The following is a 16017-nucleotide window of genomic DNA, read 5'->3' on the forward strand; positions in this document are numbered from 1 at the left end:
GGAGATTGCCAGCTCCCGGAAAATGTAATCGAGCACGGAGGTCGACATCTTGATGGCGTCGTTGCCTTCGACCATGCCCGAGGGTTCGAAACGCGTGAAGGTATAGGCCTCGACGAACTCCTCCAGCGGCACGCCGTACTGCAGGCCGATGGAGATCGCGATGGCGAAGTTGTTCATGAGGCTGCGGAAGGCCGCCCCTTCCTTGTGCATGTCGATGAAGATCTCGCCCAGCGAGCCGTTCTCGTACTCGCCGGTGCGCAGATAGACCTTGTGGCCGCCGACGATGGCCTTCTGGGTGTAGCCCTTGCGCCGCTGCGGCAGGCGTCGGCGGTCCTGGACGCGCTCCACCACCCGCTCGATGATGCGCTCGGCGACGATCTGCGCGCGCTGCGGGGCGGAGGCTTCGGCGAGCTGCTCGGCCAGGGGTTCGGCATCGTCCTCGGCGATGTCCTCCAGGAGGCTCGCCGCCAGGGGCTGTGACAGCTTGGAGCCGTCGCGGTAGAGGGCGTTGGCCTTCAGCCCCAGGCGCCAGGACAGCATGTAGGCGTCCTTGCAGTCCTCCACCGTCGCCGAATTGGGCATGTTGATGGTCTTGGAGATGGCGCCGGAGATGAAGGGCTGGGCGGCGGCCATCATGCGGATGTGGCTTTCCACGGAGAGGAAGCGTTTGCCGTGGCGCCCGCAGGGATTGGCGCAGTCGAACACCGGCAGATGCTCGTCCTTCAGCCCCGGCGCGCCCTCCAGGGTCATGGCCCCGCAGCAGTGGGCGTTGGCGGCATCGATTTCGGCGCGGGTGAAGTCCAGAGCCGCCAGCATGTCGAAGGAGACGTCTTCGAGCTGCTCTGTAGTGAAACCCAGCGCCTTGACGCAGAACTCCTCGCCCAGAGTCCACTTGTTGAAGGCGAACTTGATGTCGAAGGCCGAGGCGAGGCTTGCCTCCAGGGCCTGCAGCGCCGCCTCTGTGAAGCCCTTCTCCTTCAGGCGCTCGTGATTGATGACCGGGGCGTCGACCAGCGTGCCGTGGCCGACGGCATGGCGGATGATGCTCTCGATCTCGGTCTCGCCGTAGCCCAGCGTGCGCAGCGCCTCCGGTACCGTGCGGTTGATGATCTTGAAGTAGCCGCCGCCGGCCAGCTTCTTGAACTTGACGATGGCGAAGTCGGGCTCGATGCCGGTGGTGTCGCAGTCCATCACCAGGCCGATGGTGCCGGTGGGCGCGATCACCGTGGCCTGGGCGTTGCGATAGCCGTGGCGCTTGCCCAGGTTGAGGGCCTTGTCCCAGGCTTGCTTGGCCGCCTTGATGAGGCTCTTGTCCGGGCAGGCGCGGGCCTCCAGGGCGACCGGTGCGATGGAGAGATCCTCATAGCCGGCGCGGTGGCCGTAGGCGGCGCGGCGGTGATTGCGGATTACGCGCAGCATGTGGGCGGCGTTGCGCTCATAGCCGGGGAAGGCCCCCAGCTCCTCGGCCATCTCCGCCGAGGTGGCATAGGCGACGCCGGTCATCACGGCGGTCAGGGCGGCGGCGAGGGCGCGCCCTTCTTCGGAGTCGTAGGAGATGCCGGAGGCCATCAGCAGGCCGCCCAGGTTGGCATAGCCGAGCCCCAGGGTACGGAAATCGTAGGAGCGCTGGGCGATCTCCGGCGCCGGGAACTGCGCCATCAGCACGGCGATTTCCAGGGTCAGGGTCCACAGCCGCACGGCGTGCTCATAGGCCTCGCAGTCGAAGACCTCGGACCCGCGGCGGAAGGCCATGAGGTTGAGCGAGGCCAGGTTGCAGGCCGTGTCGTCGAGGAACATATACTCCGAGCAGGGATTGGAGGCGTTGATCCGGCCGGAGGCGGGGCAGGTGTGCCACTCGTTGATGGTGGTGTCGTACTGCATCCCCGGATCGGCGCAGGCCCAGGCAGCATAGGAGATCTGATCCCACAGCGTCCGGGCCTTCACCTTCTTGTGCACCTTGCGGTCGGTGCGGCGGATCAGGCTCCAGGCGTCGTCGTTCAGGACCGCCTCGATGAAGACGTTGGGCACCCGCACCGAATTGTTGGAGTTCTGGCCGGAGACCGTCAGATAGGCGTCGGAGTCCCAGTCGGTGTCGTAGGTCTTGAAGTCGATGGAGGTGAAGCCCTGGCGCGCGAACTGGATGACCCGGGCGACGTAGTTCTCCGGCACCATGGCGGCGCGGGCCGAGCGGATGGCGGCCTTCAGGGCGAAGTTCTTCTTCGGCTCGAAGGCGTCGTCCTGGGCGGCGTCCTCATCCCCTTTGAAGCCGTGGCAGGCGCGCATGATGGCGTTCAGGTGCCGGTCACAGAGCTTGGAGCCGGTGACCAGGGACGCCACCTTCTGCTCCTCGATCACTTTCCAGTTGATGTAGGCCTCGATATCCGGGTGGTCGAGGTCGACGGTGACCATCTTGGCGGCACGCCGGGTGGTGCCGCCGGACTTGATGGCGCCGGCGGCGCGGTCGCCGATCTTCAGGAAGGACATCAGCCCGGAGGAGCGGCCGCCGCCGGACAGCGGTTCGCCCTCGCCGCGCAGCGCCGAGAAGTTGGAGCCGGTGCCGGAGCCGTACTTGAACAGCCGCGCCTCGCGGACCCAGAGGTCCATGATGCCGTTGTCGTTCACCAGGTCGTCCTTGACCGACTGGATGAAGCAGGCATGGGGCTGCGGATGCTCGTAGGCGCCGGCGGCGCGGGTCAACTCGCCGGTGGAGAAATCGACGTAGTGGTGGCCCTGGCTCGGCCCCTCAATGCCGTAGGCCCAGTTGAGGCCGGTGTTGAACCACTGCGGCGAGTTGGGCGCGGCCATCTGCCGGGCCAGCATGAAGCGCATCTCGTCGTAGTAGGCGCGGGCGTCCTCCTCGGCGTCGAAGTAACCGCCCTTCCAGCCCCAGTAGGCCCAGGTGCCGGCCAACCGGTGAAAGACCTGCTTGGCCGAGGTCTCGCCGATGAAGCGCTCTTCCTCGGCGATGTCGGCCATGGCCTCGTGGTCGGGCTCGGCCCGCCACAGCCAAGACGGCACGTTGTCTTCTTCGACGCGGCGCGCCTTCAGGGGCACGCCACGCTTGCGGAAATACTTCTGCGCCAGGATGTCGCAGGCCACCTGAGACCAGCTCACAGGAACCTCGACGTCCTCGGCCCGGAACACCAGGGAGCCGTCAGGATTGCGGATTTCGCTCGAAGTCCGGCGGAACTCGATTTGGTCGTAGACGTCGGTGCCAGTTTCCGTAAAACGACGCGCAACCCGCATGCGGTAATCTCCAATCTAAATACGGTCTCAAAATGGTCCTGTGTCGCGTCCCAAGGAGGCTGGATGCTTCGCGACCGGAGAACCCGAGAGCTTTCCGGTCACGACGTTACGGTATTCCCCTGAAACCCCCGCAAATCCTTGAGATTTGCCATATCTTGTGACGCGACATCATTAAACCACAACATGTGCCTGAGGTCACCACATTTTGCGTTAACAAGAGGTTAATCTGCCAGGGATCGGGGGATGCTCTGGCCGGAGATCCGCAGAGTCCGGGGCTTCTCGGAATCAGACCGGCGGGATAATTCTCTATTCCCGATTGGCTTCGGGTTGCCGCGCTGTCGGAGAAGTTCAATTATAAGCCGTATTGCGCCCTCTCGTTCTCCTCAGAGAAGCAGATGTCGAGGTCGCTGACGCTGTCCTGGAACTCGCCCAGGGTGAAGACATCGAGACAGGGGCGGGCGCCGCTTTCCGGGGTCTCTCCGCGGAGAATCCGGGCCGCGAGAATCGCCGCCGGCACCACCGGAATGGCGGGACCGTGGCCCGCCTCGGCGCGCAGCGACCAGAGCCGGCGGCAGGGCCGGTTCTGCGAATCCATGCCTTGCACCTCGACAAACATGCCGCCGCGGTCGCTGCCGAAGCGTTCGAGGGCTTTGGCGAGGGCCAACAGCGGGCCCGCAAGAGGACGCAGACTGCCGATGAGGCCCCAACGCACCGGCCAGGTGAGGGCCCAGAGCCCGAGGTGAAGGAGCGGGAGTTCCAAGCCGGCCTGGAAGGTGACGCTTCGCACCCCGGGATAGCGCTGCGGGAAGAGCGTGAGGTCGGGCACGTCGCAGGTGGCGAACCAGCGCGGGCCGAGTCCCGGCAGGCTGCGCCGGCGCAGATCCTGCCAGCCGAAGCGGCGCTGCCAGGCGCCGTCCTGCCAGACCTGCAGGGGCTTGCCGCTGTAGCCGAGAATCCCTTCGACGACGGCACGGCCGCGCGGCGCGCGGTTCCCGGGGGCGATCCCGATGGCGATGCTGTCGAGGCGGGTCAGCCCCCGGCGCAGGTGATCGACGGCGGCGGCGCTCAGCGCCGGAACCGAGCTGGCACCGCTCACCACCAGAACGCCGGCGGCCCGGGCCGCCGCGTCGAGGCGGGTGATTCCGGTGACGAAGTCCCGGCCGTCGGCCAGATCGATGTAGTGACAGCCGGCGGCGATGCAGGCCTCGGCGACGCGGTAGTCCCGCTCCTGGAAGGGCCCGGCGGCGTTGATCACCAGCAGCGGACGGAGGTCTCTCAGGGTCTCTGCAAGCGGCGCCGTGGCGTCGACCGCCAGCGGTTTGACCGACTGATCCGGAAACTGCCGTTTCAGCGCGTTTGAGGCTGCGCCCGCTCGGTCCGCGCTGCGCCCGGCCACAAGCGGTTCGATGGCCGGACCCCTCAGCAGCCGCGCACAGAGGCGCTGGCCGAAAACGCCGTAGCCGCCGATCACCAGGACGCGCGGCGCCGTCACGTCCCGGTCGACTGCCGCTGCCGGCGCTCGGCGAGGGTGAAGCCGGTGAGGGCGGCCAGCACCAGGGCGACGCCGAGCGCCTGGGTGAGGTCGAGGCTTTCCCCCAGCAGAAGGATCGCGCTCAGGATGGCGACCAGCGGTTCGAGATTGAAGACCAGGGCGGCCTTCAGCGCGCCGGCATAGCGGATGGCGCCGATCATGGAGAAGAAGGCGGCCAGGAAGCCGAGACAGACCCCGGCCAGGCAGCTCCACCCGAGACCGCTGGCGGGGAGTGCAAAGACCCCCAGCGCCAGGGCAAGGGGACCGACGATGAGCGCCGCGACCAGGTTGGCGTAGAGGGCCACGGCCAGCACGTCCTGCCGGCCCGGCAGCCGGTCGGCGGAGAGGAAGAGCAGCAACCCCGAAAGCGTCGAGCCGCCGGCCAGCGCGAGGCCTCTGGGGTCCAACCCGGCGAAGGAGGGTGCCAGCGCCAGGACGAGCCCGGCGAAGGCGGCGAGAAAGGCGAGGACCATGGGCCAGGCCGCCGCGCTGCGCCCGGAAAGCACCATCAAGAGGGCGACCAGCAGCGGATAGGCGTAGAACACCAGCGCCGCCAGCGAGACGGGAATGTAGGCCACGGCGGAGAGGTAGCAGAGTGCGATGCCCAACTGGCCGATCACCACCCCGGTCATCGGCCAGAAGGCGCCGGGCTGGACGGCAAAGCGGTGGCGGCGTAGCGCCAGCAGGGCCAGCAACAAGAGGCTCGGCACCAGGGCGCGGAAGAAGATCACCGTCAGCGGGTTGCTGCCCGCTTCGTAGGTCAGGCGGGCGAGGGAGATGATGAAGCCGAAGCTGCCGGCGCTGATGAGCGCCAGCGCGACACCGAGGCCGAGGGGCCGCTGCTCGGCGGCGGCGCTCACGCGCGTTCGGCCAGCGGCAGATTGACCAGCAGGTTCTGCGGCTTCAGGCGCAGCTTGCCGCCTTCGGCCATGGCAAGCGCCAGATAGACAGGGCGGCCGGCGATGCCCGGTGCGACCACCGAGGCGTCCTGGAACTCCATGCGGAAGAGGGAGAGCAGGCGCGCCAGCCGGCCTTCGCCCACCTCGACGCCGTTGTAGAGATCGTTGAGGATCTGATTGGCATCAACATCCAGGCCGATGTGCCAGACCCAGCGCTCGTCGCTGATCTTCTGCACCGGCTGGATGGAAACCGCGACGTCCAGGAAGTGCCGCACCCAGGTCTCGAGCACCCGGCAGAAGGCGTCGAGGCCGGCCCCGGCGAAGTTCAGGTTGAGGACCGTGTCGTAGCGGCTGGCGCGCTCCCAATAGATCTCCGCGTTGGTCTCGTTGACCACGTCCAGCTCGACGGTTCTGAGCGGCGTTTGGGCCTCGGCGACCAGCCGGCCGAGGCTGCCGAAGCCGCCGGTGGTGGCGAACATCTCCACCGTCTCGGCATCGGCGGCCATGATGGCGCCGTCGTTGATGGTGACCTGCTGGGCGCGGAAGAACAGCTCGGCCGCGCGGAGCTTCAGGGGGTCCTCCTCGCCGTCCAGCATGGCGCGCGCGATGACATGGGCCAGTTGGTCGATGAACAGCGGCGGCAGGGTGACGCCATCGGGCGACAGGAAGATCCGCAGATAGCAGTCCTCCAGCGTCTCGGCCGCCAGCAGCCGTTCGCGGAAGGCCAGCACGACACGGTAGTTCTCGATGGCGTCGTCGTCGTCCAGGGCCGCCAGCCGCTCCTCCGAGACCGCCTCGCGCGGGTTGCGCAGCAGCGCCTCGTGCAGGGCCCGTTCGGCCGCGTTGGACTCCGGCACCGGCCGGACCTCCGGGCGCTGGAAGTAGGCCCTGAGGAAGTCGTCGGTGACCTGGAGCAGCCCGTCATCGCGCCGCGTCAGAAGGTGATAGCCGGAGTCCTGCCAGAAATCGCGCATAGCCGCTTCTATAGGCGCTGCGGGCCGGGCCTGTCCAGGCAGGGCGCCGTCAGGTCAGCCGCGGGCCTATCAACGGTCGGGGGGTGGCGGGCGCTGGCCGCGCCGTGGCGGCGGCCTGCCGTGGGGCGGGGGCGGGCGTTCGCCGGCGAGGTCGGATCGCACCGGCGTGCCGCGAAAGCAGCCGATGCTGTAGGGGTACTCGTCCGTCAGGTGATAGTGGTAGATCGCCTTGGCCGCGCCGTCCCAGATCACCGTGTGGCTGTGCCCGTGGCAGGCGTCCAGATCGCCGTTCGTCAGGGCCTCTCCGTTTTCGCCGTAGAGGCCGAAGATCCCAAAGCCGTCGAGGGCGTAGCCGACCAGATCGGAGTGCCCGCCCGGCTGGCCTCGCGTGTCGTCCAGGCAGACCGAGCGGTCGTGGTAGTGGTACTGGCCCCGTTCCTGAGGGTGGCCCTGGCAGGCGTCCTGCATCTCATAGGCCGGCGCGTCGCGGCCCCGTGCGTCGACGGCGCTGTAGATCGCCGCGCCGCTCAGGGCGAAGCCGATCATGCCCATGGGCACACAGCTCGGCGATGCCGCCATCGCCGGTTCTGCCGGCAGGGTCAGGACGATCTCCTGCGCTCTTATGCGGTTGGGGTTGCGGTCGTAGCGAAAGGCCTCGTCGCTGCGCGCGATGGGAAAGACACCGGTCGGATGGTTTGGCAGGTTGTTGGCGCGGATCACCCTGTCGGAGCCCTCGAGCGTGATCGCGATTTCCGAGGGCCAGGTGACGGAACCGCTGACCACCGGCTTCTCCGCCGGGTCGTAACGGGCCCCGGTGATCCAGGGGCCGCTGCGGGCGGCGCCCGGCGCGTTTGGATTGAACCGGGTCTGACAGGCCAGGAGATGGCCCTGCTTCGGCGTGGCCGCGATCTTGCCATCGCCCAGCGGGCGCTCGTGGGCCGAAACGCTCAGGCTGGCGCTTCCCATCAGCCCGGCAAGCGCCATCGCCAAAGCGATCCGCCGGCATCCTCGTCCTTTACCGAATCCCGTCATTCCGCCCTCATGCTCTGCTGCCCGCGTGGCCGCACTCTAGCCCGCATTTCACACCGTCTCCATGGTCTGCGCGGAGGCTTTGGGACCCTGGCCCAAAGGCTGGACTGTCGCCGGTCTGGGTGCCATAGTCTGGCCGCTGTCGGGGCGGCGGCAGCCTGAGCGGATTGGGGTTGAACGGGCAAGAGACACGGTTGGGCAATGGGTACGACGATTGGCACATGGCTATTCACCTGGCTGCGCGGCGAGTTGGTCGGGCGTGACGGCCAGGGCAACCGCTATTACCGGGCCCAGGGCGGCGGCCGTACCCACAAGGATTCGCTGCGCCGGGAGCAGCGCTGGGTGATCTACGAAGGCGAGGTGGAAGCAAGCCGCGTGCCGGCGGAATGGCATGCTTGGCTGCACCACACGACCGACGAGATCCCGCCCGAGGGCGGGCCTGAGCGCCGCCCCTGGCAGAAGGACCACCAGCCGAACCTGACCGGCACGCCGGAGGCCTATCGCCCGCCCGGCCACGCCCTGCAGGGCGGGCGCCGCGACAAGGCGACCGGCGACTACGAACCCTGGACCCCGAACTGACCCACATCCGGCAGTGTTGACCGGCCGCTGAAGCCATTCAGCGGCAGGCGCGGGGAGCCCCTAAGCCAACCAGAGGATTGCCAGCATGCGCAGGAACATGATCGAGACGGTAATGGGCGCAATCGTCCTGGTGGTGGCCATTGGCTTCGTCGTCTTCGCCTTTCAGTCGACGACCATCTCCGCCAATGCCGGCGGCTACGAACTCAAGGTGGAGTTCGACGACGCCTCCGGCCTTGTCACCGGCACCGATGTGCGCATGGCCGGCGTGAAGGTCGGCACGGTGGTCAGCCAGAGCCTCAACGCCGAAACCTACTTCGCCGAGGTGACCCTCAGCATCGACGAGCGCATCAAGCTTCCCAGCGACACCTCGGCGCGGATCATTCCCGAAGGCCTGCTTGGCGGCAACTACGTGGCCCTGGAGCCGGGCGGCGAGGAAGACTATCTGAGTGACGGCGGGCGGATTCAATACGCCCAGGGCTCCATCAATGTCGTCGACCTCTTGGGCCGTTTCATCTTCAGCGCCGCGGAAGCCGGCTCCTCGGAGGGCGGCCAGTAGCGGCCAGCCGCGCCATGTCGGGCGAGAGTCGCGACAGCGGGCCGGCTCAGCACTGGGACCCGCAGCGCTACAACAGAAACGCCGGCTTCGTGGCCGAACTGGGGGCGCCGCTGATCGACCTGCTCGATCCGCGGCCCGGTGAGCGTATTCTCGACCTCGGCTGCGGTGAGGGCGCACTCACCGCCAAACTCGTGGATGCCGGCGCGGCCGTGGTCGGTGTCGACGCCTCGCCGGAGCAGGTCGCCGCCGCCCGTGAGCGCGGCCTCGACGCCCGGGTCATGGACGCCGAGACGCTGGACTTCGACGCCGAGTTCGATGCCGTGCTCTCCAACGCCGCGCTGCACTGGATGCTCGATCCCGATGCGGTCTTGCGCGGCGTGGCCCGTGCGCTCAAGCCCGGCGGCCGCTTCGTCGCGGAGATGGGGGGCGCGGGCAACGTCGCGGCCATTGTCGCGGCGCTCTTCGCCGTCCTCGAGGCGCGGGGCCTGGACCCGCAGAGCGCCTTTCCCTGGTACTTTCCGACGCCGGAGGACTATCAGGGGCGATTGGCGGCCGCCGGTTTCGCGGTTTCCTCCATCGCGCTGATTCCCCGACCGACACCGCTGCCGGGGGAAATGGGCGGCTGGCTGGAGACTTTTGCCGAATCCTTCCTGAAGCAGGTTCCGGCGGGCGAACGGCCGGCACTCATCGCCGAGGTGACCGAGACGCTGCGCCCGCAGCTCTGCGATGAAGAGGGGCGCTGGTCGGCGGACTACGTCAGGCTGCGCTTCGCGGCCCGGCTCGAAGCCGTGTGACCGCGGCTTGCGCCTGCCGGCTGCAAAGCTTAAGTCTTTGGCAGGATTTCTCTGTTGAGGTGCGATCCGTGTCGGCAGCAGATGGCGAAAAGTTCGAGATCCCCGTGTGGCTGCAGCCCGACGGCGCGCCGTTGTCCTGCCGCGAGAAGATCAAGGTCCTCAACGAGAACCTCGAGGAGATCCGCGACATGGCACAGGACGCCCTGGAAGACGGCATCCTGATGGGCTGCGACGAAGCGCAATTGCGCAAGGTGCTGATAAACCTCGTCCGCTCCCTCGACAACCCCTACCGCGGCCGCAAGCCTTGAGGTTACCGTGCGCCACGGCGTGAAAGCCCTTCCGGTCGTTCTCCTCGCCGCGCTTGCCGGGTCTCCCGGTACGGCAGTTGCTGCGGCGGCAGTCCTCCAGGGCCTGGACAAGATCACGGCGCGGATTTCCACCTTCGAGGCGCCGCTGAACGAGGCGGTGCGTTTCGGCTCGCTGCAGATCGTGGCGCGCGCCTGCGACAAGAAACCGCCGGAGGAGACACCGGAAAGCGCCGCCTTCCTGGAGATCGTCGATATCCGGCCGGATTCTCCCGAGGTCGCGCTTTTCACCGGCTGGATGTTCGCTTCCAGCCCGGCGATCTCCGCCCTGGAGCACCCGGTCTACGACGTCTGGGTGGTGGACTGCAGGAAGGACTCCAGCTCCGAGGAAGAGATAAAGCCGGAGTAGAACTCCGCCTTCGCCGAGACTGCCTTGGTCAGCAGCTTGCGATAGTCCTCGCGCGGGATCTCCACCACGCCGAAGCGGCTGAGGTGGGGGGTGTTGAACTGGGTGTCGAGCAGGCGGAAGCCGCTGCGCCGCAGCCGCAATACCAGGTGGACCAGGGCAACCTTGCTGGCGTCGCTGGTGCGGCTGAACATGCTCTCCCCGAAGAAGGCGCCGCCCAGAGCCACGCCGTAGAGGCCGCCGACCAGCCGCTCGTCTTCCCAGCACTCGACCGAGTGGGCGAAGCCCATCTCGTGCAGTTGATTGTAGAGCCGCTCGATCACCGGATTGATCCAGGTATCGGGGCGGTTTTCCGCCGGTTCGGCGCAGCCCTGGATGACGTCATGAAAGGCGGTGTTGCAGCGCACCTGGAGCTGGCGCTGGCGCAGCCGGCGGCGCAGCTTGCGCGGCACATGCAGCCCGTCCAGCGGCAGGATGCCGCGCATGTCCGGATCGATCCAATGCAGTTCCGGATCCAGCCGGCTTTCAGCCATCGGAAAGATCCCGATGGCATAGGCGCGCAGCAAGAGATCCGGCGTCAACTGCATGGCGCTGAATGATAGCCGCCCTCGGATCGGGCGATCAATCGGCCAAGGCTGCAGGCAAACAAATTGTCACGATCGGGCCTGAGTCAGTGGTATCCGGTTTGTCTTTTTTCTGATTGGCAGAGAGGATTGTTTTGCAAGGCGCCAGAGCCAAGGGAGTGGTCGCAGAACTGGAATTTGAAAGCGCCATGACAGACGGCTTGCGGTTGAGAAGTTGTCACCCCCACCCCAGCCCTCCCCCGTCGAAGGGGGAGGGGGAAGCTATTGAAGCGGCTCAAAGAATCTCCTCCCCCCTTGACGGGGGGAGGTTGGGAGGGGGGTGAGGAACACGCTCGATGACCGCCTGTTTGCGCGCTGGCACGCTAAACCGGACTGCCGATGGTTTGGGCGCTCTCAGGCGGTGCCGGCGACGAACTTTTCCAGCCAGTGGATGTCGTAGTCGCCGTTGATGAAGGGCTGGGCGCCGATCAGGCGCTGATGCAGGGGGATCGAGGTGTCGACGCCGACGATGACGAACTCCTCCAGGGCCCGGCGCAGCCGCATGAGGCACTCGTTGCGGGTCTGGCCATGGACGATCAGCTTGGCGATCAGGCTGTCGTAGGTCGGCGGTATGCGGTAGCCGGCGTAGAGCCCCGAATCCACCCGGACGCCGAGGCCGCCGGGGGCGTGGTAGTCGGTCACCCGCCCCGGCGAGGGCATGAAGGTCTCCGGGTTCTCGGCGTTGATGCGGCACTCGATCGCGTGTCCGGAAAACTTGATGTCGCTCTGCTCGATGTCGAGCGGCAGGCCGGCTGCGACGCGGATCTGCTCGCGCACCAGGTCGATGCCGGTAATCGCCTCTGAAATGGGATGCTCGACCTGAATGCGGGTGTTCATTTCGATGAAGTAGAATTCACCGTTCTCATAGAGGAACTCGATGGTCCCGGCGCCGCGGTAGCCGAGATTGCGCATCGCTTCCGAGACCCTGTCACCGATGGCGGAGCGCTCGGCGGCATTCAGCGCCGGGGACAGCGCCTCTTCCAAAACCTTCTGGTGCCGTCGCTGCAAGGAGCAGTCGCGCTCGCCCATGTGAATCGAGCCGCCCTGTCCGTCGGCCAGCAACTGCACCTCGATATGGCGTGGGCGGGCCAGGTACTTCTCCATGTAGACGATGTCGTTGCCGAAGGCGCTCTTGGCCTCGTTGCGCGCCAGACGGTAGGCTTCTTCAAGCTCGTCGGCGTTCTGCGCCACCTTCATGCCGCGTCCGCCGCCGCCGGCGGTTGCTTTGATCAGAACCGGATAGCCGATCCGCTCGGCAATGCTGCGGGCCTCCTCGGCGGTATCGACGGCTCCATCGGAGCCGGGAACGACGGGTATGCCCAGGTCTTCAGCCGCCTTCTTTGCCGCGACCTTGTCGCCCATCAGACTGATGTGATCGGGCGTCGGGCCGATGAAGACCAGGCCGTGCTCCTCCACCATGGCGGCAAAGTCGGCATTCTCGGAGAGGAAGCCGACCCCCGGATGGATCGCCTCGGCCCCGGTGATGTTGGCGGCGGAGAGAATGGCGGGAATGTTGAGATAGCTGTCCTTGCTGGGCGCCGGGCCGATGCAGACGCTCTCGTCGGCCAGCCGGACGTGCATGGCATCGGCGTCGGCGGTGGAATGGACCGCGACGGTCTGGATGCCCATCTCCCGGCAGGCGCGGTGAATGCGCAGGGCAATCTCGCCACGATTGGCGATCAGAATCTTCTCGAACATCTCCGCCGGCGGCCTATTCGATGACCAACAGGGGCTCGCCGTACTCGACGGGCTGGCCGTCGCTGACCAGCACCTGCTTGACGGTCCCGGCGCGCGGCGAGGCCAGCGGGTTCATCACCTTCATCGCCTCGATGATCAGCAGTGTCTGGCCTTCTTGGACCTGGTCGCCGACCTTTACGAAGGGGGGCGATCCCGGCTCGCTGGCGACATAGACGGTGCCCACCATGGGCGCCGTGACGGCGCCGGGCGGGATCGCGTCGGGCGCGGCGGTTGGTGCAACGGGCGCGCCCGGGGCCGCAGGCGCGCAGGGCGCCACGGGCCCGGGCACCGCCGCGACCACGGCACCGGCGCTCTTGGCGACCCGGATCCGATGGTTGTTGACCTCGTACTCGATCTCGCTGAGTCCGGTTTCCTGCAACAGGTCGGCAAGCTTGCGGACCAACTCCTCATTCACTTCGAACTTCGCCATCACGTCTCTTGCTGTGCGTTCAGGCGCAGCGCCAGGGCATCCAAGGCCACCAGATATCCCTGGGCCCCGAGGCCGCAGAGAACAGCGTCCGCCACCTTTGAAATGTAGGAGTGATGCCGGAAGGCCTCACGCCGGTGGATGTTGGAGAGGTGCACTTCGATCAAGGGCAGTTGCACGGCCAGCAGCGCATCCATGATCGCAATCGAGCTGTGCGAATATCCGCCGGGGTTGAGCACCAGGCCGTCATGGCTGTCGCGGGCAGCCTGAATCCAGTCGATCAGCGTTCCTTCGCTGTTCGATTGCCGGCATTCCACGGACAGGCCCTTGTCCGCCCCATGCTTACGGCACTTCTCCTCGATGTCCGACAGGCTTTCGCGGCCATAGACATCGGGTTCGCGACTACCGAGCATGTTCAGGTTGGGGCCGTTCAGGATGAGAACCTTCGGCGCTCTCGCCACCAGTGCTTTCCCAATGATGAAGTCGCACAAGCGTTAACATAGGCGAGCGTGAGCGTGCAATCGCCTCTTGGTCGATGGGAAATCCGGCGCGGGACGTCCGGGGGTAGGGCGCTTGCCTTGCTTTCCGCCGGTCGGGCAGCGGCTCAGCTTGCCTGAGCGCGTGCCTCCGCCACCAGGGCGCGCAAGCGGTTCAGATCGACCGCGCCGGGCACCAGGGTGGTGCCGATCACCATCGCGGGCGTTCCGGTCACGCCGATGCTCTCGGCGAGGGCATAGTTGCGCCGCAAGGCCGCTTCGATCTCCGGTGAGCGCATATCGCGCAGCAGTTGCTCGACGTCGAGCCCGACGGACTGCGCCACCGAGGTGACCTCCGCCTGGCTCATCGTTCCGCCGCGCTCCATCAGGGCGAAATGGAACCGCTCGTAGCCGTCTTGCCGGACCGCGGCCAGGGCGGCGCGGGCGGCATTCACCGAGTCCTCGCTGAGGATCGGATACTCCTTCATCACCAGGCGGATGTTGGGATCTTCGGCGACCAGCTCCTGCAGGGCACCGGCCACCTGCCGGCAATAGGGACAGCGATAGTCGAAGAACTCGACCACCGTGATATCGCCATCGGGGTTCCCCAGCACCGGCGAGGCGGGATCGTTCTTCAGGCTGTCTTGCGCGGCCAGCAGGGCCGCGCGCTGGCGCTCGGCCTCCGCCAGGCGCTGGCGTTGCTGGTAGATCTCCAGCGCCTCAACGATGACCTCGGGGTTCTGCAGAAGGTAATCGCGCACCAGCTCCTGAATGGCTTCGGTCTGCTTCGGGTCAAGCGAGGTGGCGTTCTCGGCGGCGTTTCCTGCGGCGTCCTGGGCGGCGGCCTGCCGGTCGCCCTGCACAATGACCGCCAGGGCCAGCAAGGCGCCCACCAAGAAACGGAGATTTCCTTTAAAGGCCAGTCGTTTAGAAGTCATAGCGCCTCGATCCCCGTGACGGTTGCCGGCTGTTGATCGGTCGTCTGACCGGCCATCAAGGACCGGCCCCGGTGAGCATGTGTGATACGCCTTGCGGTCGCGCCAGGCAAATCACAGGAATTTCACCACTATTTATCGAGGCGCCGCTCCGCCTCGTTCTTCAGATCCTGCGCGCGCAGCCAGGAGGCCGAGTTCTCCTCCAGCAGGCCGATCGCATGATTGGCCCGGTCGCGGGCCTCGGCGAATCTGCCGCGCGCCAGCGCGCTTTCTGCCAGGGCGAGGGCGGTCATGCCCTGATCGCCAAGCCGGCCGTGGGCCACGGCGGCGAGCCGCCAGGCGGAGGGGTTGTTGGGCTCCTGACGCAGGGTCTCGGCGAGATTGGAGAGCGCCGCCCGATCCATCTCGCGGTCGTCCAACTGGATCTGGGCCTTGGCCAGGGCCTGGCGGATCTGCGGCGCGTCGGGCAGGGCGTTCGCGGCGGCCTGGTATTCCGGCAGCGCTTCGGCAACCCGGCCGTGCTCCAGCAGCATCTGCCCCTTTAGCTCGCGGAAATAGGGATCGCCCGGCGCCTCTGCGAGCAGCCCGTCGATCTCGCCCAGCGCCTGCTCGATGTCTGGCACACGATAGTATGCAATCGCCCGGGCATAGCGGGCTGGCAGGCTGGTGTCTTCCTCCGGGTAGACCCGCAAGACCTGCCCCAGAGCCTGGAGAAAGCCGATCAGCTTGGCGCGCATGCGGTCGTGCATGACCACCAGCTCCGCCGAAGGCGGGGTGTCGGCATAGGGCGACTGGCGCAGGGCATTCTCGAGGAAGGTAATGCGCTCCTGGGTCAGCGGGTGGGTGCGCAGGTAGGGGTCCTGGTTGTTGGTGAGCAGGACCTCCTGGCCCTTCAGCTTTTCCATGAATTCCAGCAGGCCGCGCGGCGACTGGCCGGTGGCTTGCAGCAGGGTGACCGCGGCCTGGTCCGCCGAGCTCTCCTGCGTTCGGGTGTATTGCAGCAGCCCCCTGAGGGCGACGTCCTGCCCGCCGGAGATGACCGCGGCGCCGACACCGCCTTCACCGGTTGCCAGAGCGGCACCGATACCCAGCAGATAGGTCGCGATCAGGGCTCCGCGGGTCTGCTCCAGCGCCGTCCCCCGGGTCGCCAGATGGCCGCCGGAGATGTGGCCGGTTTCGTGGGCGATCACGCCGATCACCTGACCGGGATGCTCGGCCTGCATCAGCAGCCCGGTGTTGATGAACATGTTGAGGCCGCCGGCGACAAAGGCATTGAGGCTGCGGTCCTGGACCAGGTAGAGCCTGATCCCCTGGGGGCTCAATCCGGCCGCCTGGAACAGTGGCGTCGCGTAGGTGCGGATGATACTTTCGATCTCCGCATCGCGGATCAGCCGGAGTCGGTCGGCGTCCGCCCGCTGCGGCAGCAGCGCGCCGAGCAGGAGAATGACAACAAACAGAAGAGGGACTGGCGGTTTGCGCACTGGTCTGTTCTCGCCGTTC

The 16017-nt window shown here is 66.9% G+C and carries 16 protein-coding genes; 5 read left to right on the forward strand and 11 right to left on the reverse strand.

Translation table 11 applies throughout. The features are described from left to right. From Q0996_RS08645 to Q0996_RS08665, 5 genes are all read right to left on the reverse strand, one after another. Window positions 1–3246: vitamin B12-dependent ribonucleotide reductase (locus Q0996_RS08645; RefSeq protein WP_299617707.1), on the reverse strand; the 3246-nt coding region annotated here is incomplete at its 3' end. A 352-nt stretch (window positions 3247–3598) separates the two neighbouring features. Beyond that, a complete protein-coding gene (locus Q0996_RS08650; protein ID WP_299617709.1) occupies window positions 3599–4738 on the reverse strand; it encodes a saccharopine dehydrogenase family protein in 1140 nt (379 codons plus the stop codon). Then, a complete protein-coding gene (locus tag Q0996_RS08655; RefSeq protein WP_299617711.1) occupies window positions 4735–5637 on the reverse strand; it encodes a DMT family transporter in 903 nt (300 codons plus the stop codon). The genes Q0996_RS08650 and Q0996_RS08655 overlap by 4 nt, the downstream gene beginning before the upstream one ends. Continuing rightward, window positions 5634–6650, reverse strand: a complete 1017-nt coding sequence (locus Q0996_RS08660; protein WP_299617713.1) for a DUF6352 family protein — start codon at window positions 6648–6650, stop codon at window positions 5634–5636. Before Q0996_RS08660 ends, Q0996_RS08655 begins: the two co-directional genes overlap by 4 nt. Before the next feature lie 69 nt (window positions 6651–6719). Further along, on the reverse strand, window positions 6720–7634 hold the full coding sequence (locus tag Q0996_RS08665; protein ID WP_299617715.1) for a YHYH protein: 915 nt from the start codon (window positions 7632–7634) through the stop codon (window positions 6720–6722). Between the two features lie 246 nt (window positions 7635–7880). On the opposite strand from Q0996_RS08665, the gene Q0996_RS08670 reads away from it, so the two are divergent. The 5 genes from Q0996_RS08670 to Q0996_RS08690 all read left to right on the forward strand — a co-directional run bounded on the left by Q0996_RS08670 (window position 7881) and on the right by Q0996_RS08690 (window position 10322). Beyond that, on the forward strand, window positions 7881–8258 hold the full coding sequence (locus tag Q0996_RS08670; RefSeq protein ID WP_299617717.1) for an NADH:ubiquinone oxidoreductase subunit NDUFA12: 378 nt from the start codon (window positions 7881–7883) through the stop codon (window positions 8256–8258). Between the two features lie 85 nt (window positions 8259–8343). Next, on the forward strand, window positions 8344–8814 hold the full coding sequence (mlaD, locus tag Q0996_RS08675) for an outer membrane lipid asymmetry maintenance protein MlaD (RefSeq protein ID WP_299617719.1): 471 nt from the start codon (window positions 8344–8346) through the stop codon (window positions 8812–8814). Window positions 8815–8828: 14 nt separating this feature from the next. Beyond that, window positions 8829–9608: a trans-aconitate 2-methyltransferase gene (locus Q0996_RS08680; RefSeq protein ID WP_299617721.1), complete on the forward strand. Its 780-nt coding sequence runs from the start codon at window positions 8829–8831 to the stop codon at window positions 9606–9608. 68 nt (window positions 9609–9676) lie between these two features. Next, window positions 9677–9916 carry a hypothetical protein gene (locus Q0996_RS08685; RefSeq protein ID WP_299617723.1) on the forward strand — a complete coding sequence of 80 codons (240 nt, stop codon included), beginning with the start codon at window positions 9677–9679 and terminating at the stop codon, window positions 9914–9916. Between the two features lie 19 nt (window positions 9917–9935). Further along, window positions 9936–10322: a DUF2155 domain-containing protein gene (locus tag Q0996_RS08690; protein ID WP_299617725.1), complete on the forward strand. Its 387-nt coding sequence runs from the start codon at window positions 9936–9938 to the stop codon at window positions 10320–10322. Here the strand turns inward: Q0996_RS08690 and aat are convergent. The 6 genes from aat to Q0996_RS08720 form a co-directional block, all read right to left on the reverse strand. Then, window positions 10256–10906, reverse strand: coding sequence for a leucyl/phenylalanyl-tRNA--protein transferase (aat, locus tag Q0996_RS08695; RefSeq protein WP_299617727.1), 651 nt, complete (start codon window positions 10904–10906; stop codon window positions 10256–10258). The two genes, Q0996_RS08690 and aat, sit on opposite strands and share 67 nt — an antisense overlap. Window positions 10907–11296: 390 nt before the next feature. Further along, window positions 11297–12640 carry an acetyl-CoA carboxylase biotin carboxylase subunit gene (gene accC, locus Q0996_RS08700; RefSeq protein WP_299617729.1) on the reverse strand — a complete coding sequence of 448 codons (1344 nt, stop codon included), beginning with the start codon at window positions 12638–12640 and terminating at the stop codon, window positions 11297–11299. A 13-nt stretch (window positions 12641–12653) separates the two neighbouring features. Beyond that, window positions 12654–13109, reverse strand: a complete 456-nt coding sequence (gene accB, locus Q0996_RS08705; protein ID WP_299617731.1) for an acetyl-CoA carboxylase biotin carboxyl carrier protein — start codon at window positions 13107–13109, stop codon at window positions 12654–12656. Next, a complete protein-coding gene (gene aroQ, locus Q0996_RS08710) occupies window positions 13109–13567 on the reverse strand; it encodes a type II 3-dehydroquinate dehydratase (protein WP_299617733.1) in 459 nt (152 codons plus the stop codon). The genes accB and aroQ overlap by 1 nt, the downstream gene beginning before the upstream one ends. A 143-nt stretch (window positions 13568–13710) precedes the next feature. Beyond that, window positions 13711–14475, reverse strand: coding sequence for a DsbA family protein (locus Q0996_RS08715; protein ID WP_299617759.1), 765 nt, complete (start codon window positions 14473–14475; stop codon window positions 13711–13713). 173 nt (window positions 14476–14648) lie between these two features. Then, window positions 14649–15998, reverse strand: coding sequence for a M48 family metalloprotease (locus Q0996_RS08720; protein WP_299617735.1), 1350 nt, complete (start codon window positions 15996–15998; stop codon window positions 14649–14651). Between the last annotated feature and the right edge of the window lie 19 nt (window positions 15999–16017).

The sequence above is a fragment of the Pelagibius sp. genome (genome assembly GCF_028289705.1).
GTDB lineage: Bacteria > Pseudomonadota > Alphaproteobacteria > Kiloniellales > Kiloniellaceae > Pelagibius.